This is a genomic window from Arthrobacter celericrescens, from assembly GCF_003614925.1.
Classification (GTDB): domain Bacteria; phylum Actinomycetota; class Actinomycetes; order Actinomycetales; family Micrococcaceae; genus Arthrobacter; species Arthrobacter celericrescens.
Map to the genome: position 1 here is coordinate 1 of NZ_QYLP01000025.1, position 23,130 is coordinate 23,130.

Annotated in this window: 18 protein-coding genes and 1 pseudogene; 9 read left to right on the plus strand and 10 right to left on the minus strand. The window is 68.0% G+C overall.

The features are described from left to right. Window positions 1-63: 63 nt before the first annotated feature. Window positions 64-753, minus strand: a complete 690-nt coding sequence (locus D3654_RS05755) for a GntR family transcriptional regulator (protein ID WP_245413102.1) — start codon at window positions 751-753, stop codon at window positions 64-66. Between the two features lie 334 nt (window positions 754-1,087). Between D3654_RS05755 and D3654_RS05760 the strand changes: the two genes are divergently transcribed. The 6 genes from D3654_RS05760 to D3654_RS05785 all read left to right on the plus strand — a co-directional run bounded on the left by D3654_RS05760 (window position 1,088) and on the right by D3654_RS05785 (window position 8,349). Then, window positions 1,088-2,104 carry an ABC transporter permease gene (locus D3654_RS05760; RefSeq protein ID WP_120520570.1) on the plus strand — a complete coding sequence of 339 codons (1,017 nt, stop codon included), beginning with the start codon at window positions 1,088-1,090 and terminating at the stop codon, window positions 2,102-2,104. A gap of 110 nt (window positions 2,105-2,214) precedes the next feature. Continuing rightward, window positions 2,215-3,939: an ABC transporter substrate-binding protein gene (locus tag D3654_RS05765; protein WP_120520571.1), complete on the plus strand. Its 1,725-nt coding sequence runs from the start codon at window positions 2,215-2,217 to the stop codon at window positions 3,937-3,939. 63 nt (window positions 3,940-4,002) lie between these two features. Beyond that, a complete protein-coding gene (locus tag D3654_RS05770; RefSeq protein ID WP_120520572.1) occupies window positions 4,003-5,004 on the plus strand; it encodes an ABC transporter permease in 1,002 nt (333 codons plus the stop codon). Next, window positions 5,001-6,071 (plus strand): ABC transporter ATP-binding protein, encoded by a 1,071-nt coding sequence (locus D3654_RS05775; RefSeq protein ID WP_120520573.1) that lies wholly within the window; start codon window positions 5,001-5,003, stop codon window positions 6,069-6,071. Before D3654_RS05770 ends, D3654_RS05775 begins: the two co-directional genes overlap by 4 nt. Window positions 6,072-6,078: 7 nt before the next feature. Next, window positions 6,079-7,101 (plus strand): ABC transporter ATP-binding protein, encoded by a 1,023-nt coding sequence (locus D3654_RS05780; protein ID WP_120520574.1) that lies wholly within the window; start codon window positions 6,079-6,081, stop codon window positions 7,099-7,101. 24 nt (window positions 7,102-7,125) lie between these two features. Then, window positions 7,126-8,349: an amidohydrolase family protein gene (locus D3654_RS05785; protein ID WP_120520575.1), complete on the plus strand. Its 1,224-nt coding sequence runs from the start codon at window positions 7,126-7,128 to the stop codon at window positions 8,347-8,349. An 86-nt stretch (window positions 8,350-8,435) separates the two neighbouring features. Here D3654_RS05785 and D3654_RS05790 read toward each other — a convergent pair whose 3' ends face one another. From D3654_RS05790 to D3654_RS05815, 6 genes are all read right to left on the minus strand, one after another. Continuing rightward, window positions 8,436-9,707 carry an MFS transporter gene (locus D3654_RS05790; RefSeq protein ID WP_120520576.1) on the minus strand — a complete coding sequence of 424 codons (1,272 nt, stop codon included), beginning with the start codon at window positions 9,705-9,707 and terminating at the stop codon, window positions 8,436-8,438. Window positions 9,708-9,827: 120 nt separating this feature from the next. Next, the gene (locus D3654_RS05795) at window positions 9,828-11,186 is read right to left on the minus strand and encodes an FAD-binding oxidoreductase (protein ID WP_120520586.1); all 1,359 of its coding nucleotides are present in this window, start codon (window positions 11,184-11,186) and stop codon (window positions 9,828-9,830) included. Window positions 11,187-11,375: 189 nt separating this feature from the next. Continuing rightward, on the minus strand, window positions 11,376-13,226 hold the full coding sequence (locus D3654_RS05800) for a glycoside hydrolase family 13 protein (RefSeq protein WP_120520577.1): 1,851 nt from the start codon (window positions 13,224-13,226) through the stop codon (window positions 11,376-11,378). Then, on the minus strand, window positions 13,223-14,107 hold the full coding sequence (locus D3654_RS05805) for a sugar ABC transporter permease (RefSeq protein WP_120520578.1): 885 nt from the start codon (window positions 14,105-14,107) through the stop codon (window positions 13,223-13,225). The genes D3654_RS05800 and D3654_RS05805 overlap by 4 nt, the downstream gene beginning before the upstream one ends. A gap of 1 nt (window position 14,108) precedes the next feature. Then, a complete protein-coding gene (locus D3654_RS05810; protein ID WP_162943637.1) occupies window positions 14,109-15,731 on the minus strand; it encodes an ABC transporter permease subunit in 1,623 nt (540 codons plus the stop codon). 141 nt (window positions 15,732-15,872) lie between these two features. After that, window positions 15,873-17,171 (minus strand): sugar ABC transporter substrate-binding protein, encoded by a 1,299-nt coding sequence (locus D3654_RS05815; protein ID WP_120520580.1) that lies wholly within the window; start codon window positions 17,169-17,171, stop codon window positions 15,873-15,875. A 253-nt stretch (window positions 17,172-17,424) separates the two neighbouring features. Between D3654_RS05815 and D3654_RS05820 the strand changes: the two genes are divergently transcribed. Together D3654_RS05820 and D3654_RS05825 are read left to right on the plus strand one after the other, a co-directional pair. Next, on the plus strand, window positions 17,425-19,164 hold the full coding sequence (locus D3654_RS05820; protein ID WP_120520581.1) for a glycoside hydrolase family 13 protein: 1,740 nt from the start codon (window positions 17,425-17,427) through the stop codon (window positions 19,162-19,164). 31 nt (window positions 19,165-19,195) lie between these two features. Further along, a complete protein-coding gene (locus D3654_RS05825) occupies window positions 19,196-20,212 on the plus strand; it encodes a LacI family DNA-binding transcriptional regulator (protein ID WP_280960091.1) in 1,017 nt (338 codons plus the stop codon). 36 nt (window positions 20,213-20,248) lie between these two features. On the opposite strand, the gene D3654_RS05830 is transcribed toward D3654_RS05825, so the two are convergent. Together D3654_RS05830 and D3654_RS05835 are read right to left on the minus strand one after the other, a co-directional pair. Further along, window positions 20,249-20,842 carry a GNAT family N-acetyltransferase gene (locus tag D3654_RS05830; RefSeq protein ID WP_245413103.1) on the minus strand — a complete coding sequence of 198 codons (594 nt, stop codon included), beginning with the start codon at window positions 20,840-20,842 and terminating at the stop codon, window positions 20,249-20,251. After that, window positions 20,835-21,326, minus strand: a complete 492-nt coding sequence (locus D3654_RS05835) for an SRPBCC domain-containing protein (protein ID WP_120520583.1) — start codon at window positions 21,324-21,326, stop codon at window positions 20,835-20,837. Before D3654_RS05835 ends, D3654_RS05830 begins: the two co-directional genes overlap by 8 nt. A gap of 226 nt (window positions 21,327-21,552) precedes the next feature. Here D3654_RS05835 and D3654_RS05840 point away from each other — a divergent pair, with 226 nt between their 5' ends. Next, window positions 21,553-22,587 carry a peptidoglycan-binding protein gene (locus D3654_RS05840; RefSeq protein WP_120520584.1) on the plus strand — a complete coding sequence of 345 codons (1,035 nt, stop codon included), beginning with the start codon at window positions 21,553-21,555 and terminating at the stop codon, window positions 22,585-22,587. 34 nt (window positions 22,588-22,621) lie between these two features. Here D3654_RS05840 and D3654_RS20745 read toward each other — a convergent pair. Beyond that, window positions 22,622-23,046: pseudogene (locus tag D3654_RS20745) on the minus strand (patatin-like phospholipase family protein); the annotation flags it as partial. Between the last annotated feature and the right edge of the window lie 84 nt (window positions 23,047-23,130).

A 23,130-nucleotide genomic window follows, 5' to 3' on the forward strand; every position in this document is an offset into this window, starting at 1 on the left:
GGGTTGCTGCCTGCGGGCAGCAACCCGGCCGTCGGGGTTAAGGCTGTTTAGGGTTAAGGCTGTTTAGGGTTCCAGTGTTCCCGCGAGGCCCCGGAGCACGGGTTCGCGGCCGAGCTCGATGTGGCTGTACGCCAGGGAGTAGGCCAGCTCTGCGTGGCCTCCGAGGATCGCCTTGCACAGTTCCACATGCTCGTCACGCTGGAGTTCGTTGCTGCGGTTGTGCGCCAGGCCGAAGATCCAGCGCATCCTGCCGAACAGGGGCTTGACCGATTCGATCAGCAGGCGGTTCCCGGACAGCCGCACGATCTCCGCATGGAACGCCGCACTGAGCCGCACGACGTCGTCGGTCCGGCCGTCGTCGATCGCTTCCCGGCCGGCGTCGAGCAGTGCCTGCAGGCTCTCGCCCGGGGCGCCCTGGGCCACCTGCACGGCGGCCATCCGCGCGGCGAAAGTCTCCAGGCACAGCCGCACGTCGAAGAGGTCGTTGACATCGCTGAGGCTCAGCCGGCGCACCACCGCGCCGCGGCGCGGGAAGGTCTCCACGAAGCCGTCCTGCTCCAGCCGCTGGATGGCCTCGCGCACGGGGATCCGTGAGACGTTGTAGAGCTCGGAGAGCTCCCGCTCGCGCAAGCGGGTTCCCTGGGCGTACTCGCCGGCGACGATCCCTTCAAGGACCAGCTGGTACACCTGTTCGGCACGGGCTTCATCGTCCCGTCCGTTCAGTGTCCCCGTCACCGGCGTCGTCATCGGCATGGCCCCTCTCCAGCTCACCGTTCCGGCACTGACCGCCGGAGCATGGCGGGTCATACCGCCCATCACTTCACCCGAGCATACACGGGCCGAAACAGCTGTTCCGCAGTACCGCGGAGGCGGCTGGCGCCGAGACGAACGCTATTCAACACTGCGTTTCCTTCCTTTGCCCGCCGCGGCCTTCGCAGGCCGCCGTCGGGTCATATTTGGCTTGCTGTTTGGTATTCCAGACAATCGCTGTTTTGTGATTTACATCGCACTCGAACTATCCTAGCCTGAGTTTGGTATACAAAACGTTCCGGAGTGCGCTCCTCGAACCACGAAACGAGCTTTTCCGTTGACCCAGCTTCAGTCCCCAGCCGAGCCTGGCACCGCGAGCGCGGCCCCATCCGAGGTACGCCCCGCCGAGGCCCGTTCACTGCTGGCCACCGCCTGGCTGAGGATCCGCCGCAGCAAGATTGCCCTGCTCAGCCTGTGCGTAGTAGTGGCCATCATGCTGTTCGCGATCCTCGCACCGGTCCTCAGTGCCATGTCCGGCAATGATCCCTTCACCTCCAACACCAGCCCCGAAGTGCTGGACGACTTCGAAACCCCGGGGCTCCCGCTCCCGGCCTACATGTACCCCTCCGCCAGCCACTGGCTGGGCGTGGAGCCGGGCCTGGGCCGCGACCTGTTCGCCCGCCTGGCATTCGGCGGCCAGGTGTCCCTCACCATCGCCCTGCTGTCCACGGCCGTGTCCGTTGTCCTGGGCACCGTCCTGGGAGCGGCCGCCGGCTACTTCGGCGGCAAGACCGACGCGATCATCAGCCGCCTCATGGACCTGTTCCTCGCCTTCCCGCACCTGCTCCTGGTGCTGTCCCTGACCCCCATCCTGCAGTCGCGGCTCCGCGATACGCCGCTGGGCCAGGGCAGCTTCCTGCCCATGGCGTCGCTGGTGATCATCCTGGGCTTCTTCGGCTGGGCGTACCTTGCCCGGATCGTGCGAGGCCAGGTGCTCAGCCTGCGCGAGCGCGAGTTCGTCGAGGCGGCCCGGTCCTTCGGTTCCTCGCACCTGAGCATCCTGTTCCGCCAGATCATCCCCAACGTGATGGGCGTGGTGCTGGTGTACGCCACCATGCTCATCCCCACGAACATCTCCGCCGAGGCAGCGCTGTCCTTCCTGGGTGTCGGCGTGAAGGACCCCACGCCGTCGTGGGGCCAGATGCTCAACGCGGCCCAGGCAGGCAACTGGTACCTGAGCGATCCGTGGTTCCTGGCCGTTCCCGGCGTCATGCTCATCGTCACCGTGCTGGCCTTCAACCTGCTCGGCGACGCCGTGCGCGATGCCCTCGACCCCAAGGCCTCCCGCCACTAGCCCGCTCCGGCATCCGTTCCACCAAGCACCCCGTCCCATCCGCCCACCTCCGCCATGCCCACCCTCCGTTCCACCCAACACTCCGTTTCATCCACTCAAAGAGGAGAACCATGAAGAACCGCAGCAGGGCGCTTGCCCTTGCCGTGCTGATCGCCACCGCCGCAACAGGCTGCGCGGCCGGCCAGACCCAACCCGGCAACAAGCCGTCGGCAGGCTCGGTCACCGAGCTCGCCCCGCAGATCGTGAAGTCCGGTTTCACCACCAAGGGCGGCAACGTCAACGTCCTGATGTCCTCGGACTTCCAGACCCTGGATCCCGGAAACAGCAACTACGTCCAGACGGCCAACGTCGGCCAGCTGTACTACCGCACGCTGACCATGGCCAAGGAAACCGCGGGCCAGCCGCCCACCGTGGTCCCGGACCTCGCCACGGACACCGGCAAGGTCTCCAAGGACGGCCTGAGCTGGACCTACACCCTCAAGGAAGGGATCAAGTTCGAGGACGGCCGCCCGATCACCTCGGCCGATATCAAGTACGGCGTGGAGCGCACCTTCGCGCAGGACGTGTACACCCAGGCCCCGCAGGAGCTCAACGCAGCGCTCGACGCCGGCGGCTACAAGGGCCCGTACAAGGATCCGTCCGCCGTGCTCAAGGCAGTGGAAACCCCCGATGCGCGTACGGTCATCTTCCACTTGAAGAAGCCGTTCGCCGAGTTCCCGGCGCTGGCCTCCCGCTCGAACACCGCCCCTGTCCCGAAGGACAAGGACACCAAGCTGGACTACACCAACCACCCGGTCTCCTCCGGCCCCTACATGGTGCAGTCCTACAACCGCGGCAAGTCCCTCAAGCTGGTCCGCAACCCGCACTGGGATCCGGCCACGGACACCAACCGCACCGCCCTGCCTGACACTTTCAGCTTCTCGCTCTCCACGTCCCAGAGCACCATCAGCCAGCAGCTGCTCGCCAACTCCGACCCCAACGCCATCACCCTCGACTCCAACGGCGCGATGCAGACCTCGGACTCGGCCAAGCTGGCCGACCCGCAGGTGAAGGACCGTGTGGCGTCCGGCATCCTGGGCTGCAACGACGTGCTGAGCCTGAACACCGAGAAGATCAAGGACCCTGACGTCCGCAAGGCGATCGCCCTTGCCCTGGACCGCCAGTCCATCCTGGTCCAGTACGGCGGACGCCGCTTCGGTGAGCTTGAGCAGAGCCCGCTGAACTCGAAGATGGTCGGCTACACCGATCCGGGCCTGGAGATCGACCCCGCGGGCAAGCCGAAACTGGAGGAAGCCAAGAAGCTCCTCGAAGGCAAGGACTACCCGAAGACCCTCACGTACGGTTACGCCAACAACCGCGATTCCTACAAGAACACCGGCACCGTGGTCCAGCAGAACCTGAAGGCCCTGGGCATCGACGTGCAGCTCGTGCCGATCCCGGCCCCGAACTACTACTCCGTGCTCGCCAGCGAACAGCTGCCGGACATGGGCCGCTCCGGCTGGTGCGGCGGCGCCGACCCGTCCTCGGTCCGCACCTCGGCCGACCCGATCCTGGGCCCGAACAACGACGGCACCAGCTACGGCTTCTCCAACACCTCCCGCTACTTCGACCCGCAGGTTTCCAAGGCCATGTACGAACTGCGCAACACGGCCGGCACCTCCGAGGAACTGGGCAAGAAGTGGGCTGAAGAGTTCAACAAGGCCCTGAAGACCTACCCGATCATCCCGCTCATCCGCAGCCACACCAACAGCGTGGTGGGCTCCAACATCCGCAACGCCCAGGTGGGTTACTTCTTCGGCGGCATCGACCTCTCGATCGTCGGCGTCGAACACTAACCGCCTCATCGCAAAGGAGACGCGGGCCGCCCGGAAGACCCCGGGCGGCCCGCAACCAGCACCATGATCCGTTTCATCCTTCGCCGGACAGGCTCCCTGTTCCTGCTCCTCGTCGCCGTCAGCTTCATCACCTTCACCCTCTTCCAGTTCGGCCCCGCGGATCCGGCCTCCGCGGCCTGCGGCCAGGAATGCACCCCGGAGCGGGTGCAGGAAGCCCGGGTCGCCCTGGGCATGGACCAGCCCTTCCTGGTCCAGTACGTGGATTACATGCGCGGCCTGATCTCGTCCCGCATGATCGGCGCACCCGGCGCAGAGTCCCTCTGCCAGTGGCCGTGCCTTGGCAAGTCGTTCCAGACCAACGAGAACGTCTCGGACATCATCGCCCGCTCGCTTCCCTACACCTTCTCCATGGCCATCGGTGCCCTGGTCCTCTGGACCCTCTCCGGCGTCGGGCTCGGCCTCCTGGCCGCCCTGCGCAAGGGCTCCCCCACGGACAAATTCATTGTCGGCGCCGCTTCGGTGGGCGTCTCGCTTCCCATCCCGGTCACCGGCCTGTTCCTGCTGCTGGTCTTCGTCAACCAGTTCCACCTGCTGCCGTTCACCACCAACGAGATCAACAGCCCCTTCGGACCGCAGGGTCCCTGGGCGTGGGTGTTGAACTACCTCCTGCCGTGGATCGCCCTCGCGGTGCTCTTCAGCGCCTCCTACATCCGCGTGACGCGCACCAACATGATCGAGACCTTCGGCGAGGACTTCATCCGGACCGCCCGCGCCAAGGGCCTGGCCCCGCGCACCGTCACCTTCAAGCACGGTGTGCGCGCCGGCATCACCCCGGTGGTGACCATGCTGGGCATGGACATCGGCCTGCTCCTCGGCGGCGCCGTGCTGACCGAACAGATCTTCTCGGTTCCCGGCCTCGGCTTCACTGCCGTCCGCGCAGCCATCTCCGGCGACCTTCCCGTCACCATGGCCATCACCATGCTGGCCGCCTTCTTCGTCATCGTCGCGAACGTCGTCGTCGACCTCGCCTACGCAGCCATTGACCCCCGAGTGAGGCTCCAATGACCCAGCCCAGCCAGACAACCACTCCCGGTCCCCGGGCCGCCGGTAGCGCCGCGGCCGGCACAGCCACCGGCGCCTTCCTGGAGGTCCGGAACCTTTCCGTGAAGTTCCCCACCGACGACGGCGTGGTCTCCGCGGTGAACGGCATGGACTTCACGCTCGAGCGAGGCCAGACCCTCGGCATCGTGGGTGAATCCGGTTCCGGCAAATCCGTCACCAGCCAGGCCCTCATGGGCCTGCTCAAGGGCACCTCCGCCCAGGTCACCGGGCAGGCACTCTTCCAAGGCAAGGACCTGGTGACGCTCCCCGAAGCCGGCATGCGCCAGCTCCGCGGCCGGAACATCGGCATGATCTTCCAGGATCCGCTCTCGGCCCTGCACCCCTTCTACACGGTGGGCCACCAGATCGCCGAGGCGTACCTGGTCCACAACAAGGCGAGCAAGAAGCAGGCCCGGGCGGCCGCCGTCGACATGCTGGGCCGGGTGGGAATCCCCAGCCCGGACATGCGCTTCGACGAGTATCCGCACCACTTCTCCGGCGGCATGCGCCAGCGCGCCATGATCGCCATGGCGCTGATCTGCGAGCCGGAACTGCTGATCGCCGACGAGCCCACCACCGCCCTCGACGTCACGGTGCAGGCCCAGATCCTGGACCTCATGTCCGAACTCCAGCAGGAAACCAACTCGGCGCTGATCCTCATCACCCACGACCTCGGGGTTGTAGCAGAGGTGTGCGACGACGTGCTGGTCATGTACGGCGGGCAATGCGTCGAGTCCGGGCCGGTGGACGGGATCTTCTACGACACCCGGCACCCTTACACCCTCGGACTGCTCAAGTCCATGCCCACGCTCACCACCAAATCAGGCCGGCTGAACCCGATCCCCGGCCAGCCGCCGTCGCTCCTTGCCCTGCCGCACGGCTGCATCTTCAGCGCACGCTGCGAGTACGCGGCCCTGGCCGGGGACGGTGTCTGCGAATCGCAGCGGCCGCAGTTCACCACCGAAGACGGGCACGGCAGCCGCTGCCACCTAAGCAGCGAACAGATCCTCACCATCCGGAATTCCCGATAGGACCACCATGGAACAGCAAGCAATTCTCCAGGTGGAGAACCTCCAGAAGCATTTCCCCATCAAGGGCGGCCTGTTCGCCCCAGGCGGCAAGCGCACCGTCAAAGCGGTCGACGGCGTCTCGTTCAGCCTCGAACGCGGCAAGACCTTGGGCCTTGTGGGTGAGTCCGGCTGCGGCAAGTCGACCACCGGCCGGATGGTCGCGCGGCTGATGGACCCGACCGCGGGGCGGATCCTGGTGGACGGCGTGGACATCAGCCACCTGCGCGGCAAGGACCTCTACCATTTCCGCCGCAAGGTGCAGATGATCTTCCAGGATCCTTTCGCGTCGCTGAACCCGCGGCAGAGCATCGGCACGGCCATCGCTGCGCCAATGGTGGCGCAGAAAATCACCCCGCAGGGCGGCCTGAAGAACCGCGTCAAGGAACTCCTGGAGCAGGTGGGGCTCAAGGCCGAGCACTACAACCGGTTCCCGCACGAATTCTCCGGCGGCCAGCGCCAGCGCGTGGGCATCGCCCGGGCCATCTCGCTGAACCCGTCCGTGATCGTCTGCGACGAACCGGTCTCCGCGCTGGACGTCTCGGTGCAGGCCCAGGTGGTCAACCTGCTGCAGGAGATCCAGCAGGACACCGGGGTTTCCTACATCTTCATCGCCCACGACCTTTCGGTGGTCCGGCACATTTCGGACCAGGTGGCCGTGATGTACCTAGGCAAGATGGTGGAGCAGGGCTCCCGAGACGAACTGTTCGCCAACCCCCGCCATCCGTACACCCGGGCGCTGCTGTCGGCCGTCCCGCTGCCGGACCCGAAAGCGGCCCGCGCCCAGCAGAAGATCCGGCTCCACGGCGACCTCCCCTCCCCCGCCAACCCGCCCAGCGGCTGCGTCTTCCGCACCCGCTGCCCGCTGTTCGGCACCCTGGGCGAGGAGCAGCGGCAGCTCTGCATCGGCGAGGTCCCGGTCCAAGCCGCGGCAGGCTCCCCCGCCTGCCACCACACCGCTCTGGCGAGCCCGCTGGCCGCTGGTGTGCAATAGACCCATCAACAAAGGAGCTTCATTGTGAAAACCTTGATCCGTGCCGCCCGGCCCTGGGGACAGGTCCTGAGCGACGTCACCATCGCCGACGGCAAGATCACCGCCGTCGAGCCGCACGACCCGGCCCGCCCGGCCGGCGACGCCACCGTCGTCGAGGGCCGCGGACGCCTGCTGGTCCCGTCGTTCTCCGATGTGCACGTGCACCTGGACTCCACCCGGATCGGCCTGCCGTTCCGCGAGCACACGGGCGCGCCCGGCGTCTGGGCCATGATGATGAACGACCGCCTGAACTGGCGCAAGGCCGAGGTTCCGCTGACCGAACGCGTGCAGGACACCCTTGGCCGGATGATCGCCCGCGGCACCACCCGCGTCCGCTCCTACGCCCAGGTGGACGTGGACTGCAAGCTGGAGCGCTTCGAGGCCGTCCTGGCTGCGAAGGAGCACTTCAAGGACCAGGCCGACGTCGAAATCATCGCCTTCCCGCAGGCCGGCCTCCTCCGCGAAGAGGGCACCCCGGAACTGCTCGAGGAATCCCTGAAGGCCGGCGCCACCGTGATGGGCGGCATCGACCCCTGCACCCTGGACCGCGACCCCGTGAAGCACCTTGACATCGTGTTCGGCCTGGCCGAGAAGTACCAGGTGCCCATCGACATCCACCTGCACGAACCTGGCCACCTGGCCGTCTTCAGCACCGACCTCATCCTCGAACGCACCCGCGCCCTCGGTATGCAGGGCAAGGTGACCATGTCCCACGCGTATTCGCTGGGCAGCGTCAACGAGGCCACCACTCGGCGCCTCATTGACGAGTTCGCCGAGCTCGACGTGTCCCTGGCCTCCGTCGCCCCGGGCTCCGCCGGCGTGGCGGACCAGCTGCCCATTCCGCTGCTCTCCGAGGCCGGCGTCCGCCTGGGCCTCGGCCAGGACGGCCAGCGCGACTACTGGTCCCCGTACGGCAACACGGACATGCTGGACCGCACCTGGCAGCTCGCCTTCACGCATGGCTTCCGCAAGGACGAGCTGATCGAGCACTGCCTGGCGATCGCCAGCATCGGCGGGGCCAGCATCCTGGACCCTAACGCAACGCGCCTGAAGGGCACGGCGTACCGCCCCGGCGTCGACGTCGGAGACCCCGCCGAGCTGCTGCTCGTCGACGGCGAGACGGTCGCCTCCGCGGTGATGGACCGCGGCACGGACCGCACGGTGCTGCACCGCGGCCAAGTGGTGGCAGAGCAGCTCGAGCTCGTCTAGCCCCGCGCCGCGTTAAGCGCGAACGTACACTTGAGGCCCCAAATCCGCGGATTTTGGGGCCTCAGCTGTACGTTCGCGCTGCGTGTTTAACGCCCGACGGCGGCCGGTACCTTTTCGCGCGCGACTGTTTCACCGGCGTCGACCACCGGTCCGTTGACGGCGAGGAAGCCCGCGACCGCCACCAACAGCGCTACGGCCGCGAGCATGACGAAGCTTGGCGCCCAGGCCCCGCTCCATTCGTGCAGCAGTCCGGCTGCCAGCGGGCCCAGGGATGCCACCGCGAAGCCCAGGCCCTGGCTCATGGCGGACAGTCGGCCGGCCGTCCGGGGTCCGGACGATCGGATGACGATCAGCGCCATGCCCAGGCCGAACGGGGCGCTCTGCACGAAGCCGAGGATCCCGATCAGGGGAAACTGCATGTCGGCGGGGGCTACGAGGACAGCCAGCAAGGCAGCCGCGATCAGGAAGCCCAGTCCCGGCGCCATGATCCTGAGCACCGCGCGCTTGCCGGCAAGCACCGGCACCAGGAGTCCCGCGGGCAGGCCGGCGAAACTGAACCACGCCAGTAGCGCTGCGGCATCTGCCGGAGCGATTCCCTTGGATTCCAGGAACACGGCAAGCCAGGACGTGACGGCGAAGTAGAGCAGGGCCTGCAGGCCGAAGAACGCCGCCACCGCCCAGGCGGTGCGCTGCCTGCGCAGGGGCCGGCGGGCTGGTTCCCCCGGCGCATCGGCTGCCGCCGTCGAGCCGGCCGCCGCCGCGGAAACAGGACGGACCGGACCCTGCCGGACTGCCGATCCCACCATCAGGGCGCCGATCACGGCCGGCACCGCCCAGACCGCCAACGCTCCGGAGAGGCTGCCACCCAGCACCGCCTGCAGTGGCTGGACCAGGCCGGCGCCGAGCGCGGCACCCAGGCCGAAGCCCATGGTGCACAGCCCTGTCCACCAACCGGTTCCGTGGTATTCCTTGACGATCTGCGGCAACAGCACGCTGGCCGCCATGATCGCCGATCCTGCGAGGAAGGTACCGGGGAAGACGAACCCGGGAACCAGGGCGCGCGCCACCAGCGCGGCGGCGAGCACCAGGAGCGCCGCCGCCACGGCCCATCCGGTTCCGAGCCGCCTGGCCAGCCACGGGCCAAGCGGCGCGGAGATCCCGAACGCGAGCACCGGCAGGGCTCCCAGGGCCGGAAGCAGGTGCCCGTCCACGCCGAATCCGTTGTCGAGCTTGCCCATGACGCCGGCCATCGTGGTGATGGCCGGCCTCAGGTTCACCGAGACCATCAGCAGGGCCGCCATGACGGCCACCACGGACCACGCCGCTGCTGCCCCGGATGGCCGCCGTCGTGCGCTCATGTTGCCCCCCTACTCTTATTTGGTATACCAAGTAAGAGTAGGGGGCGGATGAATCAAAGTAAACGCACGCTGAAGCCGGGATCGAATATGACCTCAGGGGCTATTGGGATACCAAGTGGGTCAGATCGCCTTGCCCGGGTTCATGATGCCCGCGGGGTCGAAGATCTGCTTGACCTGCCGCTGCAACGCACGGACGGGCTCGGGCAGTTCCAGGCCGAGCCAGCGCAGCTTGTACTGGCCCACGCCGTGCTCGCCGGTGATCGTGCCGCCCAACTGCAGGCCAACTTCAATGGACTCATCCAGGGCGGCGTTGAGCCGGCGGATGGTCCCCGCGTCGGTCAGTTCGTCCACGCGGTCCGCCCAGAAGGTGGGGTGCAGGTTGCCGTCGCCGGCGTGCGCCACCACCTTCAGGCGCACGTCATGCCGCACCGCCATCTCCTCCAACGCGGCGACGAAGTCCACCAACCGCGAGCGCGGTACGGCGATGTCTTCGCCCACCCGGAATTCGTCGTCCACCTCGGTGCCGCGGCTGCTGCGCCGCATGTCCACCAGCCGTTCGGCTTCCTCGCTGGCTTCCGTGGTCACCACCGCTCCCCCGGCGGCCAGGACCTCCCGGACCACCTCGGCTTCCGCGGCCGCGCCGAAACCGTCGGTCTGGACCAGCAGCAAGGACTGGCCCCGGGCCAGCAGATCGGTCCCGTTCAGTTCGTCCAGCTGCTCCAGGCTGCCGTAGTCCAACAACTCCATGATGGCCGGCTGCACGCGGGCCTTGCCGACGGCGAGCACCCCGGCGGCTGCGCGGCGGAAGTCCGGGTAGAAAGCGGCGATCGTCTGGACCTCGCGCGGCAGGTACCGCAGGCGCACGGTCACGCCCACCACAATCGCCAGGGTACCTTCCGAGCCAACCAGCAACGCGGTCAGGTCGTACCCGGCAACGCCCTTGAAGGTCTGGTGCCCGGTGTGCAGGAGCGAGCCGTCGGCCAGCACCACGTCCAGGGCCAGCACCGAGTCCCGGGTCACCCCGTATTTGGCGCAGCGCAGCCCGCCGGCGTTGGTGGCCACGTTGCCGCCGATGGTGGAGATCCGGTAGCTCGCCGGGTCCGGCGCGTACATCAGCCCGTACTCAGCCGCGGCGTCGTTGAGATCGGCGTTGATGACACCGGGTTCGACGACGGCGGTCTCGTCTTCAGGGTTCAGCCCAAGGATGCGGTTCATCCGTTCGAGGCTGAGGACGATGCAGCCCTTGATGGCGTGCGCGCCGCCCGAGATCCCGGTCCCGGCGCCCCGCGGAACGATGGGCACGCGGTACTTCGTACAAATGCGCGCGATGTGCTGCACGTCCTCCACCGATTCGGCCCAGACCACGGCGAGCGGCAGCTGCCAGTCAGTCACCGGGCCTTGGTCGATCGAATAGGTGGACAGCGTGCCGCCGTCCGCGGTGAGCTGGGCCGGGGCGAGGCCTGCGGCGAGTTCTTCCATGAAGCCGGCCGGCGCCTCACTGGGGCTGGCCGCTGCGTTGATTTCCTGTGAATTCCCGGCTGCTGCCGTCTGATGTGACAAGGGTGTTTCCTCACATGCGCACCGCGGACTTGCCAAGCCGGCAGTCTTCGCAGTGTTTCAGTGCCAACCAGCTTAGCCCGGAACACCCGGCAGGTTCAGAGAGCAGGTTCAGGACAGCAGCCACACCGCCGCCGCCGTACCGGCCGCGCGGAGGCGGGTCCCGCCGTCGTCGGAGGTACCCAAACCAAGCCGCCCGACGGCGAGCGCAGCCTCGGTGCCCGGAGCAAGTCCCACGGGCAGCAGCCCCGGCGGCAGGACGACGTCGGCCTCGTCCCGGGCGGCGACCACCAGCGCGGTGGTCCCGTCCAGTTCGCGGACGAAGGCGAGGGTGTCGCCGTCGGCGTGCAGCCAGCGCAGCGAGCCGGTGCGGAGGACCGGTTCGCGACGAAGCGCGCCGAGCGCGGTGTACAAGGAACGGAGGTCCTGCGCCACCCGTTCCGGTTCGTCCCAGGGCATGGGCGTGCGGGAGTGTTCGCCGTTCATGCCTTCCAGCCCGAACTCGTCCCCGGCGAACACCGTGGGCATCCCCGGCAGGGTGAAGGACAGCACGGCGGCAACAGCCTGCCCGCCGGGGATCATGGCGGTGGCGGCCCGGGCGGTGTCGTGCGTGTCGATCGCCACCAGGCTGTGCAGCCGCGCGGTCCAGGGGTAGGCCGCGGCGAAGGCGCGGTATTCGGCAACGAACTGCGAGGCCGGGATCCGCGGCGGGCACGGCAGCGGCGAGCCGAAGAAGTTCACCGCGGTCCCGTCCGTCAGCCAGGCCCACAGCGGGCGGGTGAAGGAGGCGTAGCTCATGGAGCCGTGGTAGGTGTCGCCCTGGAAGTCAGGGGCGGCGTCGTTGGTGGATTCGGCCACGAGCAGCGCGTCCGGCCGGGTTTCCAGTGCGGTCTGCCGTACCAGGGCGCCCACCTCCCGGTTCCAGTCCGCGGTGCCCAGCCGGCCGGTCATGTTGCCCACGTCCACGCGCCACCCGTCCAGCCTGAACGGCTCGGCGAGCCAGTGGGCCACCACGGACTTCGGGCCTTCCACGAATTCCCGGCGCAGCCCGTCCGAGGCCCAGTCGAGCTTGGGCAGGCTCGGCACGCCCCACCAGCTTTCGTAGCTGCCGTCCGGAGCGAAGTAGTAGAAGGAACGGTCCGCGGCGCCCGGATCTGCGAGCGCCGTGCGGAACCATTCGTGGGTGTCACCGGTGTGGTTCGTGGTGAGGTCACCGATCACCCGGATGCCCCGCTCGTGGCAGGCCTGCACCAGGCGGATGAGGGCTTCGTCGCCGCCCAGCAACGGGTCCACGCGGCGGAAGCTTTCGGCGTTGTAGCGGTGGTTCGACGCCGAGGGGAAGAAGGGGGTGAGGTAGAGGATCTCGACGCCGAGCCCCACCAGGTGGTCCAGCCGTTCCCGCACGCCGTCCAGGTCGCCCCCGAAGAACTGCAGCGGGGTGTCCGGTCCCCGGTATTCGACGCCGGCGTCCCACTCGGCGGGCACGGCCCAGTCCGGTGCAGGCCGGCCGTCCGCTGCGGCCGAGCGCGCGAAACGGTCCGGGAAGACCTGGTACATCACGGCCCCGGCCGCCCAGTCCGGGCCGGCGCCGACGGTGGACAGGCGGAAGTCCTGGGCGTCGGGGACGTCCTGCGCATGCATGCCGGCGGCGTTGAGCCACGCCACGCTGCCGTGAGCCTCACGTAGCAGGAACCGGTAGCGGGCCAGCGGGTTGACCGCATGGAGTTCCGCCTCCCACCAATCCCAGCGGCTTTCCACACCGAGGTGCCGGGCCTCCGCGAAGCGCGGCTCGCCGTCCTCGACCGTCCGCAGCCAGACGCGTTCGACGGCGGCCGGCCGCCCGCCGTCGTGCGCTCCCCTCCAGCTGCGCATCCGCACCCGGGCAGTGCCGCCGAGCGGAACCGGACCGTCCGGGAGGTAGAGCGGTGAACCGTCGTGGTGGGCTTCGAAACCGAGGCTCATCCCTTCACCGAGCCCGCAGACAGGCCGGACACGATGTAGCGCTGCAGGAAAAGGAACAGCGCCATGACCGGGAGCGCGGCCAGCACGGCGCCGGCGGCGAACACGCCCCAGTCCTCGGTGCGCTGGTTGGCCACGAAGGAGTACAGGCCCACCGCGAGGGTCTGGTTGTTGGGATCGGTGAGCACCACGCTGGCGATCACGAATTCGCTGCTGATGCCGATGAACGTCAGCAGGCCCACCACGGCGAGGATCGGGGTGACCAGGCGCAGGATGATGCCGAAGAAGATCTGCACGTGGCTGGCGCCGTCCAGCTTGGCGGCCTCGTCCAGGGACTGCGGCACCGTGTTGAAAAAGCCGTACATGAGGTACGTATTCACGCCGAGCGCGCCGCCCAGGTACACCATGATCAGGCCCAGCTGGCTGCCCAGGCCCAGCGCCGGGATGATCTCGCCGATGCCGCTGAGCAGCAGGAAGATCGCGACGACGGCCAGCAGTTGCGGGAACATCTGCAGCAGGAGCAGGCTGAGCAGGCCCGCGCGGCGGCCGGTGAAGCGCATCCGGGAGAAGGCGTACGCGGCGAGGGCACCGAGGAACACGGACGCGGCGGAGGTGATGAGGCCCACCACCATGGTGTTGACGAACCAGCGTCCGAACGGCCGCTGCTCGTTGCCGAACAGCTTGGCGAAGTTGTCGCCGGAGATCTGGCTGAAGAGGGACGCCGAGCCGGCCAGGGTTCCGGTGGAGTTGAAGGCGGCGGAGAGCACGTAGAGCAGGGGGAAGACCGCGAAGATGCTCGTGGCCACGCCCACCAGGTGGCGCCAGCCCTTGTCGCGGAACCAGCGCGGGAAACTGCGGCGGGGTTGGGAGGTAAGAGTGCTCATGTCAGTTCACGTCCTCGAGGGCCTTGGTCTGCTTGAAGCTGATGGCCGAGATCGCGGCCACGATGATGAAGATGACAATCGCCAGGGCGCTGGCCAGTCCGTAGTCCCGGCCCGTGCCTACGCCGAAGGCGCTCTTGTAGACGAGGGTGATCAGGATGTCCGTGGCGCCGATGTCCCGGGTGGTGTCCTCGAAGCGCGGGCCGCCGGCGGTCAGCATGTAGATGACGTTGAAGTTGTTGAAGTTGAAGGCGAAGGAGGAAATCAGCAGCGGCGCCACGGAAACCAGCAGCAGCGGCAGCTTGATGGAACTGAAGATCCGCCAGGCGCTGGCGCCGTCCATCTTTGCCGCTTCGTCCACATCCTCAGGCAGCGACTGCAGGGCGCCGGTGCAGACCAGGAACATGTACGGGAAGCCCAGCCACAGGTTGACCACCAGCACGCTGATCTTGGCCAGGACCGGATCCGTAAGCCAGCCGATGTCCACCCCGCCCAGCAGCGCGTTGTTGATGAAGCCGAACTCGGGGTTGAGCAGGCCCGCCCAGACCAGGCCGGAGAGGAAGGCCGGGAAAGCGTAGGGCAGGATCATGATGATCCGGTACACCTTCTTGCCCTTGAGGTCGCTGCGGTTGAACGTGATAGCCAGGAACAGGCCCAGCGCGAAGCACAGCAGCACCGAGACGATCGCGAAGGTGAAGGTCCACAGGGTCACGGACAGCAGGGGTCCGCGCAATTCCGGATCGGTGAACGCGGTGACGAAGTTCTTGAAGCCGACGTCGATCTTCCACCCGGTGGCGAGCTTCTCACCGTTTTCCGAGACGAAGTCGCCCTGCCCCGAGTCCCTGTACACGGTGCCGGTATCCGTGTCGGTGAGGGTATCGGCGGCTTTGTCGTAAACCATGTTCGAGCGGAAGACGTAGGCGTTGCTGCCGTCCTGGGTGCGGAGGGTGCCGGCGGCCGGATCGTCCGAGAGCGGCACCACCAGGCCCAGCACGTCCTTCTGGTGGGTCACGATTTCCTGGAAGGTCAGGGTCCGGTATCCCGGGAGTTCCTTGGCCTTGCCGGTGGAATCCTTGACGGCGCCGGCAGCGTCCTCGAGTTTGGATTCCGTGGTGCCGATCTGCGCCTCGCCGTCCGGGTTGGTGACCAGGAGGTAGTAGCTGCCGCCCTTTTCCAGGATCGCGGTGCGGTAGGCCGGGGAATCGGGCACCCGTTTCTGCGAGGAGGTCAGGATCGAGGAGATCGCGTCGTCCTTGCTGCCGTTGTGCCCATCGCCGTAGTTGGTGAAGGCGATGTAGCCGGAGAAAACCACCACGAACACCTGGAACACCAGCAGGAACAGCACGCCAGGAGCCAGGTACTTCGCCGGCAGGCCGCCCGGGCGCAGGTAGACCCAGTTGATGGCAACGGTCACCAGCGCAGCGATGGCCAGCACTGCCCAGGACTGGCCGAGGAAAAGGGCCGTGAGCACATACACGGCGACGGCGTCCACCAGGCCAAGCAGGATGATCTTGGCGAGCGTCCCCTTCCAGGAGTCCGGGCCGCGGCGGCTTGCCGCCGGGACCCGCCGGGGGCGCGGCGGCGCAGGCTGCCGGGTGCCGGGCTGCTGGGGGCCGCCGTCGGGCATCGCCTCAAGGGCGGACTTCGCTGTAGGGGGCATGGAGGATTCCTTCAATGGGAGGGTCTGGCGTGCGACGGCGGAGGTCGCCAAGGCGCGCCCGTCCGGCAGGGTTCGTCCCCGCCGAACGAGCGGATGGCTGGAGAAGGGCTAGGAGCCGATCTTGGCCTTGATGTTGGCGGCCATCTTGGCCCACTCGGCCGCGGGGTCGCCCTTGCCCTTGATGAGGGCCAGTTCGGTGGCGCCCCAGTCGGCCCACACGGCGGACATTTCCGGGATCGCCGGCATTGGAACACCCTGGGCGCCGATGTCGCCGAAGGCCTTCACCACCGGGTCGGAGGCGGCCTTGTCGAAGGAGGACTTCAGCGCCGGCGGGAGGCTGCCGGTGGCGAACATGGCATCCTGGACGGCTTCGGTGGTGAGGTAGTTGACCACGAATTCGTTGGTTGCCAGGGCGTTGGCGCTCTTTGCGCTGACGAAGAAGCCGTTGACGCCGATGAACGGCTGGGCGGGCTTGCTGCCGGTGGTGGGCAGCGGGTCGACGGCGAACTTGATGCCCTTTTTCTTCATGTCCGGCACGTTCCACGGGCCGGTGATGAAGTACGGGCTTTCGCCGGCCAGGAACTTCTCCTTGGCGATATCGCCGGTGATGTTGGAGTTCAGCACCTTCGAGCCGGCGTCGCCCCATTCCTTGAGCTTGGCCGCGAATTCGGCGCCCCCGGGGCCGCCCAGGGCCAGTTGCTTCGGGTCGTATTCGCCGTCGGCGTTCGTGCCGAACACCGGCACGCCCATGGAGGTCTGCAGCGGGTACAGGTGGTACGGGTCGCCCTGCTTGGGATCGAGGCCGGCGAGGAAGGCGTACTTGGCCTTGCCCGCGGCCACTGCAGCCTTGCCCTTGCCGAGGACCTCGTCGAAGGTGGCGGAGGCGCTGTCCACGATCGCGGTGTTGCGGATCAGGCCGATGTTCTCGACGGCGTACGGCACGCCGTAGACGGAACCGCCGTACGTCATGGCGCGGATGGCGGAGTCCTGGAACTGGGACTTCTTGTCGCCGAGTTCCAGCGGCGCGATCACGCCGTTCTGGACGAACTTGCCCAGCCAGTCGTGCGGGCCCACCACCAGGTCCGGGCCCTTGCCCGTGGGCACCTGGGTGATGAAGTCGTCGCGCACGGCGGCGAAGTCCTTGATCACGAGCTTGACCTCGATGCCGGTGTCGGCCTTGAACTTCGCGGCCACGGCTTTCAGGGCCGGCGCGCGCTGGGCGTCGAGCCACATGGTGATCGTCGTGGCACCGGCGGCGGCGAGGTCCTTCTTCGCTTCAGTGGTGGCAGTGCCGGCGGGAGTCCCGCCACCGCACGCGCTCAGGCCCATCATGGCCGCAATCGCAGCGGCCCCCATCGTGAAAGTCCTGCGGCTCAGGGCAGGCTGCTGCTCAGTGAAACGCACCATCGTTGGTGTCCCTTCTGGATGTTTGTGGTGAGGCGCTGGGCCGAGTGGCCGTCGTCGCTGAGTTGCGGAAGTGAACCGCCTCACATCTGGAAACGTTTCCAAATCCTACTCAGAACTTCTGCGATTGCCAACCGCAGTCATCATCCATACCAGCCCCCACAGAAAGGACGGCGTTGCAAGCGCTTCCAGAAATCGGCCGTAATCTTTGTGCAAGCGTTTCCGCAAAATGCCTTCGAGCTGTCTAGAATGCACCATGTCTTCCATTTCATTTGCGGCTTCCCCAGCAGCCGCCACCGCCGCAGGGCACCCGGCGCTCGGCCCGCTCACGCACGTTCATGCCGCGGACTCCGACGACTCCTGGTGGCGTTCGGCCGTCATCTACCAGATCTACCCGCGGTCCTTCCGCGACGCATCCGGCGACGGCGTGGGCGACCTCCCCGGCATCACCGCCGAACTGCACCACATCGCCGAACTGGGCGCGGACGCCGTCTGGCTTTCCCCGTTCTACGCGTCCCCGCAGCGCGACGGCGGCTACGATGTCGCCGACTACTGCGCCGTGGACCCCTTGTTCGGAACGCTAGAGGACTTCGAGCACCTGAGCGCGCGGGCACGGGACCTTGGCCTGCGCGTCATCGTGGACCTCGTCCCGAACCATTGTTCGTCCGAGCACCGGCTGTTCCAGGCCGCCCTGGCTGCGGCACCGGGCAGCCCCGAGCGCGAGTACTTCATCTTCCGCGACGGCCGCGGCGAAAACGGTGAACTGCCGCCCAACAACTGGCAGTCCCACTTCGGCGGCAGCGCCTGGACCCGCATCACCGAGGCCGACGGCACCCCCGGCCAGTGGTACCTGCACCTGTTCGACTCCAGCCAGCCGGACTTCAACTGGGACAACCCCGCGGTCGCCGCCGAGTTCGAACGGATCCTGCGCTTCTGGTTGGACCGTGGCGTCGCCGGCTTCCGGGTGGACGTCGCCCACGCCCTCGTCAAGGCACCCGGCCTGCCGGACTGGGGTGGACGGGCCGACGGCGGTTCCTCCGATGGCTTCCCCAGCCACGAGGCGCCGATGTTCGGGCAGCCGGCCCTGCACGATGTCTACCGCCGCTGGCGCGAGGTCCTCGCCGAGTACGGCGATGACCGCATCCTCTGCGCCGAAGCCAATGTGGACCCGATCGAACGCATGGCCGCCTGGGTCGCCCCGGGCCAGCAGCACCAGGCCTTCAACTTCCCGTTCCTGGCCTCGCCGTTCGCGGCAGACCCGCTCCGCTCGGTGGTGAGCCGCTCGCTGGCGGCGTTTGACGCCGTCGGCGCCCCCACCACCTGGGTGCTCTCCAACCACGACGTCGTCCGCCACGCCAGCCGCCTCGGCATGGCCGATCCCGGGCAGGGCCTGGGGGACGGCATCGGCCCGGACCAGCCGCAGCCGGACACGGCCCTCGGCCGGCGCCGGGCGCGGGCCGCGAGCCTCTTCATGCTCGCCTTGCCGGGCAGCTCCTACCTCTACCAGGGCGAGGAACTCGGCCTTCCGGACAACACGGCCATCCCGGCCGATCGGCGCCAGGACCCCACCTTCCACCGCACCGGCGGCACCCGGGTGGGCCGCGACGGCTGCCGCGTCCCGCTGCCCTGGCGCGCCGGGGAAGCGGCCCACGGCTTCAGCCCGACGGGCATGAGCTGGCTGCCCCAGCCCGGCGACTGGGACGTCCTCGCCCGCGATGTCCAGGCCGCGGACCCCGCCTCGCACCTGTCCATCTACCGCCGCGCGCTCGAGCTGCGCCGGGAGTTCGGCCTGGGCGCCGGATCCCTGGCCTGGGCCGAGTCATGGTGCCGTCACGGAGTACTTGCCTTCGTCAATGGCACTATTCTGGTGATGCTGAACCTCGGCGACGAGTATCTGGAACTGCCGGACCTCGACATCCTGCTGAGCAGCCAGCGCAAGGACGCGCGGGTCCTCGCCCCGGGCGAGGCCGCATGGCTCAGCCTCGAGCAGGCCTGAGCACGGAGAACCGATTGGGATGGAGACAGCTGTGAGCGTGAGCATCCGGGATGTCGCGCAATCAGCGGGCGTTTCCATGGCCACGGTGTCCCGCGCCCTGAGCGGGCGCGGGAACGTCTCCGAACGTAGCCGGCAACGCGTCCTCGACGCCGCCGCCGAGCTCGGATTCGTCCCGTCCTACAACGCCGCCAGCCTGGCCTCCGGGCGGACCCGGAACATCGGCGTCATGCTGCCCACCGTGCAGCGCTGGTTCTTCTCGAGCGTCTTGGAGGGCGCCTCCGGCGCCCTCCTCGAGGCCGGCTACGACCTCACGCTCTACACCACGGGTGAAGGATCCGGGCAGCGGCACAGTGTGCTGAACGATTTCCTCCTCCGCCAACGGCTCGACGGCGTGGTGGCCGTGTCGCTGGAACTCTCGCCGGAGGAAGTGGAGCAGCTGCTGCGGGTGAAGCGTCCCGTGGTGGGACTGGGCGGACCGATCCAGGGCGTCGCCACCCTGCATATCGACGACGTCGAGACCGCCCGCCGCGCCACCCAGCACCTGATCAACCTCGGCCACCGGGACATCGCGCACCTGAGCGGTTCGCCGGAATTCGAGCGCGACTTTGCGCTGCCGGTCAGCCGGCGGGTGGGTTTCGAGACCGCGATGGGCGAGGCCGGCGTCGCGGTCCGTCCAGAGTGGCTGATGCACACCGACTTCACGGTTGCCGGCTCGCACGCCGTGGCCAAGCGCCTGCTCGCGGCGCCGTCCGGACGTCCGACGGCGGTCTTTGCCGCCTCGGACGAGATGGCGATCGGCGTCATCACCGCCGCCCAGGAACTCGGCCTGCGCGTGCCCTACGACCTTTCGGTGATCGGCATCGACGGGCATGAGCTCGGCGAGGTCTTCGGCCTCACCACCTTTGACCAGGCACCGCGGCAGCAGGGAGCCGACGCCGTCCGAATGCTGTTGCGCCAGCTCGACGGCGATGCCGCGCCCCAAAGTGCCATCCTGGAACCCGAGTTCGTGGTGCGCCGGAGCACGTCCACCCCGGCGCAGCCCCGCTGACGGTGCGAGTGCTCTGGACGCGGGGGGAATGACGGACTAGCGGGGAAGACCCGCGGCGTCCCGGGCCTGGACCACGGAGAGTCCGCGTTCCATCGTGAGTTCGCGTTTGACCGTGTCGCCGGCTCTCGCCGCGTCTTTCGGCCGTGAACGGTCCTGCGGGAAGGGCCGCGATTCACCGGTGAACCCGAAGCCGTGGCGGAGGTAGAACGCCTTGGCCCGTTCGTTGTCTTCATGCACGCCAAGTTCCAGGACGGCTGCGCCGAGTTCGGCGCGGGCCACCCTGCAGGCTTCACCGAGCAGTTCTTCGGCCAGTCCCAGGCCGCGGTATGCCGGAGCAACGTAGACGCTGAGGAGGATCGCCCGGCGCGGCTGCTCCGGTTCTTGGTATTCCTTGAGTGCTACGCGCATGAGGCCGCGGACCCGAGCATCGCCGGTGCCGCCGTCGGCCAGCAGCGTGATGTTGGGTCCGCTGGACATCATGGCCGCCCGTTCCTGCCATTGCGTGTCCGTCTGGCGCCGGGCAGCCGACAGGGTTTCAAGGTACGCCAGGGGGCTGTCCGCGAGCATCTCGAGCCGGATCGCCCGCAGCAGTTCCCAGTCCTCGCGTACCAGGCGGCGGATGCTAGCCACCCGCGCCACCCATGAAGCGGACGTAGCGCTCCAGGACACCAGGCCAGCCTTCCTCATACGAGGCGCGGGTGCCCGCCGGGTCTTCCGCACCCTCCCAGCCCTCGTGGACGAGCCGGACTTCGGTCCCGTCGTCGACCGCGCGGAAGGCGACCCGCAGTTCGGTGGACCACATGGCAGTGCCTGCCGGGTACCAGCTGGCGTGGAAGGACAGCGGGGGCTGCCAATCATCAATAGTGCCCCACACGCTGGTCCGGCCGTCCTCGGCGGTTTCCAGGATCAGGTTCTCTTCGAACTCCACGTGGGAGCCGGCCCCGTAGACGCTGTGCTCCTCCAGCGGCCACCACAGGTGCGGGTGGTCGGTGAAACCCATGAAGGCGTGCGCCACCGGTGCGGGAACAACGACGGTGAATACGAGGGGTTCCAGGTCGAAGGCCTGGCCGTCCCGGATCGGACCCGGTTCGGGGTGGCTGAAAAGGCTGTCCATGGGCATCAACTCTACCGGGGCCGGCCGCGCAGGGCAGGTGTCGGGACACCGGATGGGCAGCGCTCACCATTGGCACTCCCGAACGCCACTGCCAGACTCGCAACCAAGAGCGAAGCACCAATTGGCGGCCAGGTGCCCGGTCAACAAGTCCGTCAGGACATCGCCGCTCATTCGAACCCCTCGGATCCGTGCCGTCCTCGGGTCCCCTTCAGACAGGAGAAACACAATGTGCAATGAACACTTGGGCGCCATCACGGGAACTGCCTCAGGCACACCCCTGAACGCACCGGGCAAAGCGCTGAACCGCAGGCTCTTCCTCGGCGGCACGGCAGCGGCTGCCGTGGGCGGCCTCAGCCTGCTAGGCGCCGGCCCCGCGGCCGCAGCAACCTCGCAAAACGGATGGCCGGCCTCGACCAGCCTTCCCCTGAGCACGCTGACCGTCGGCGCGGTGACCTTCCCCCAAGGTGTGCGTACCGGAGCCCCGCACACAATCCTTGGCTACGTTGCCCGGCGCTTCAACAACGAGGTCGAAACCCTCCGCAAGGGCGAGTGCTGGGGCTACAACTTCCGGAAGATCAGCGGGAGCACATCCTATTCGAACCACGCCAGCGGCACGGCCATCGACGTCAACGCACCCGAACACTTCCTTGGTGCGTCCGGCACCTTCAGTGCCGCCCAGGTCCGTGCGATCCGTTCCATCCTTTCGGCCTGCGACGGCGTGGTGCGCTGGGGCGGTGACTACAGCGGCCGCAAGGACGAGATGCACTTCGAACTGGTCAAGGGACCCGCTGATCCCGCGGTCGCGGCGCTGGCGCGCAAGCTCGGCGGAGGTTCCTCCACTCCCCCGCCGTCACCCGCCACCCCCACCTGGCGGGTGGTCCGCCGCGGCCAGCATGGGTATTTCGTGACGGCGCTGCAGCGGCTACTCCGCCAGCACGGCCGCCCGCTGACCGTCGACGGCGTCTTCGGTTCGGGCACCGAGGCCCAGGTTGTCGCGTTCCAGAAGTCCCGGGGCCTGGCACCCGACGGAATCGTCGGAGCAAACACGTGGACGGCCCTGCAGGTCACGCGCAAGGAAGGCAGCACCGGACACGCGGTCTTCGGGCTCCAGCACTGCGCCAGCGCCAAGGGTTTCGGCACAGCGCAGGACGGAGTGTTCGGGCCGAAGACCGCGGCCGCCATTGTTGCCTTCCAGCGTTCGCGTGGGCTGGCCGCCGACGGCGTGGTGGGTCCGCGCACGTGGGCCGCGCTCGTCGCCTAAGTCATCCGCCCGTTGCCCTGGCCAAGCGGCTGGGTCAGAGCCAGAATTCGGCGAGTCGGCTGGCAAGGGCCCTGCCTTGCCCGTAGCCGGCCCGGGCCGCGGGCGGACGCAGGGACGGTCCATCGCGTTGGCGCCGAACATGTGTTCCGAGGTGCTGTCCGGGAAGACCGTTTCGACCCTGCTGCCGCTTGCGCGCAGCTCGTCAAGCTGTGCCGCGAGCTGCATGCCCCAGTCCAGCGGTGTCCTGGTTTTGCCGCCGAACGGCGACAGAATCAGGACGCGTTGGTATCCGGCGGCCAAATCGGCATTCTCGTTGCGTCGGTAGCCGCCGTCGATGTAGCTGTTGTCCCCCATCCTGTAGGCGAAGCCACTGGCGCAGCTGGCGGCGACGGCGTCGGTCAGGTCGACGCCGCTTTGGCGGTCGAACACGACCGGTTCCCCGTTCAGGGCTTGACCGGCTCATCGCATTTGAGGGTGTAATCGGGGTGGGCGCGTCGGTGGCCGGATAGAGGTCGAGGTCTTCCGATGATGGAAGTTCCTACA

Coding starts and splice junctions, on each gene's coding strand:
- D3654_RS05770 (WP_120520572.1), top strand. CDS start 4,003: ATGATCCGTTTCATCCTTCGCCGGACAGGCTCCCTGTTCCTGCTCCTC.
- D3654_RS05820 (WP_120520581.1), top strand. CDS start 17,425: ATGTCTTCCATTTCATTTGCGGCTTCCCCAGCAGCCGCCACCGCCGCA.
- D3654_RS05815 (WP_120520580.1), bottom strand. CDS start 17,171: ATGGTGCGTTTCACTGAGCAGCAGCCTGCCCTGAGCCGCAGGACTTTC.
- D3654_RS05840 (WP_120520584.1), top strand. CDS start 21,553: ATGTGCAATGAACACTTGGGCGCCATCACGGGAACTGCCTCAGGCACA.
- D3654_RS05800 (WP_120520577.1), bottom strand. CDS start 13,226: ATGAGCCTCGGTTTCGAAGCCCACCACGACGGTTCACCGCTCTACCTC.
- D3654_RS05755 (WP_245413102.1), bottom strand. CDS start 753: ATGCCGATGACGACGCCGGTGACGGGGACACTGAACGGACGGGACGAT.
- D3654_RS05795 (WP_120520586.1), bottom strand. CDS start 11,186: ATGGAAGAACTCGCCGCAGGCCTCGCCCCGGCCCAGCTCACCGCGGAC.
- D3654_RS05790 (WP_120520576.1), bottom strand. CDS start 9,707: ATGAGCGCACGACGGCGGCCATCCGGGGCAGCAGCGGCGTGGTCCGTG.
- D3654_RS05775 (WP_120520573.1), top strand. CDS start 5,001: ATGACCCAGCCCAGCCAGACAACCACTCCCGGTCCCCGGGCCGCCGGT.
- D3654_RS05835 (WP_120520583.1), bottom strand. CDS start 21,326: ATGGACAGCCTTTTCAGCCACCCCGAACCGGGTCCGATCCGGGACGGC.
- D3654_RS05780 (WP_120520574.1), top strand. CDS start 6,079: ATGGAACAGCAAGCAATTCTCCAGGTGGAGAACCTCCAGAAGCATTTC.
- D3654_RS05810 (WP_162943637.1), bottom strand. CDS start 15,731: ATGCCCGACGGCGGCCCCCAGCAGCCCGGCACCCGGCAGCCTGCGCCG.
- D3654_RS05765 (WP_120520571.1), top strand. CDS start 2,215: ATGAAGAACCGCAGCAGGGCGCTTGCCCTTGCCGTGCTGATCGCCACC.
- D3654_RS05805 (WP_120520578.1), bottom strand. CDS start 14,107: ATGAGCACTCTTACCTCCCAACCCCGCCGCAGTTTCCCGCGCTGGTTC.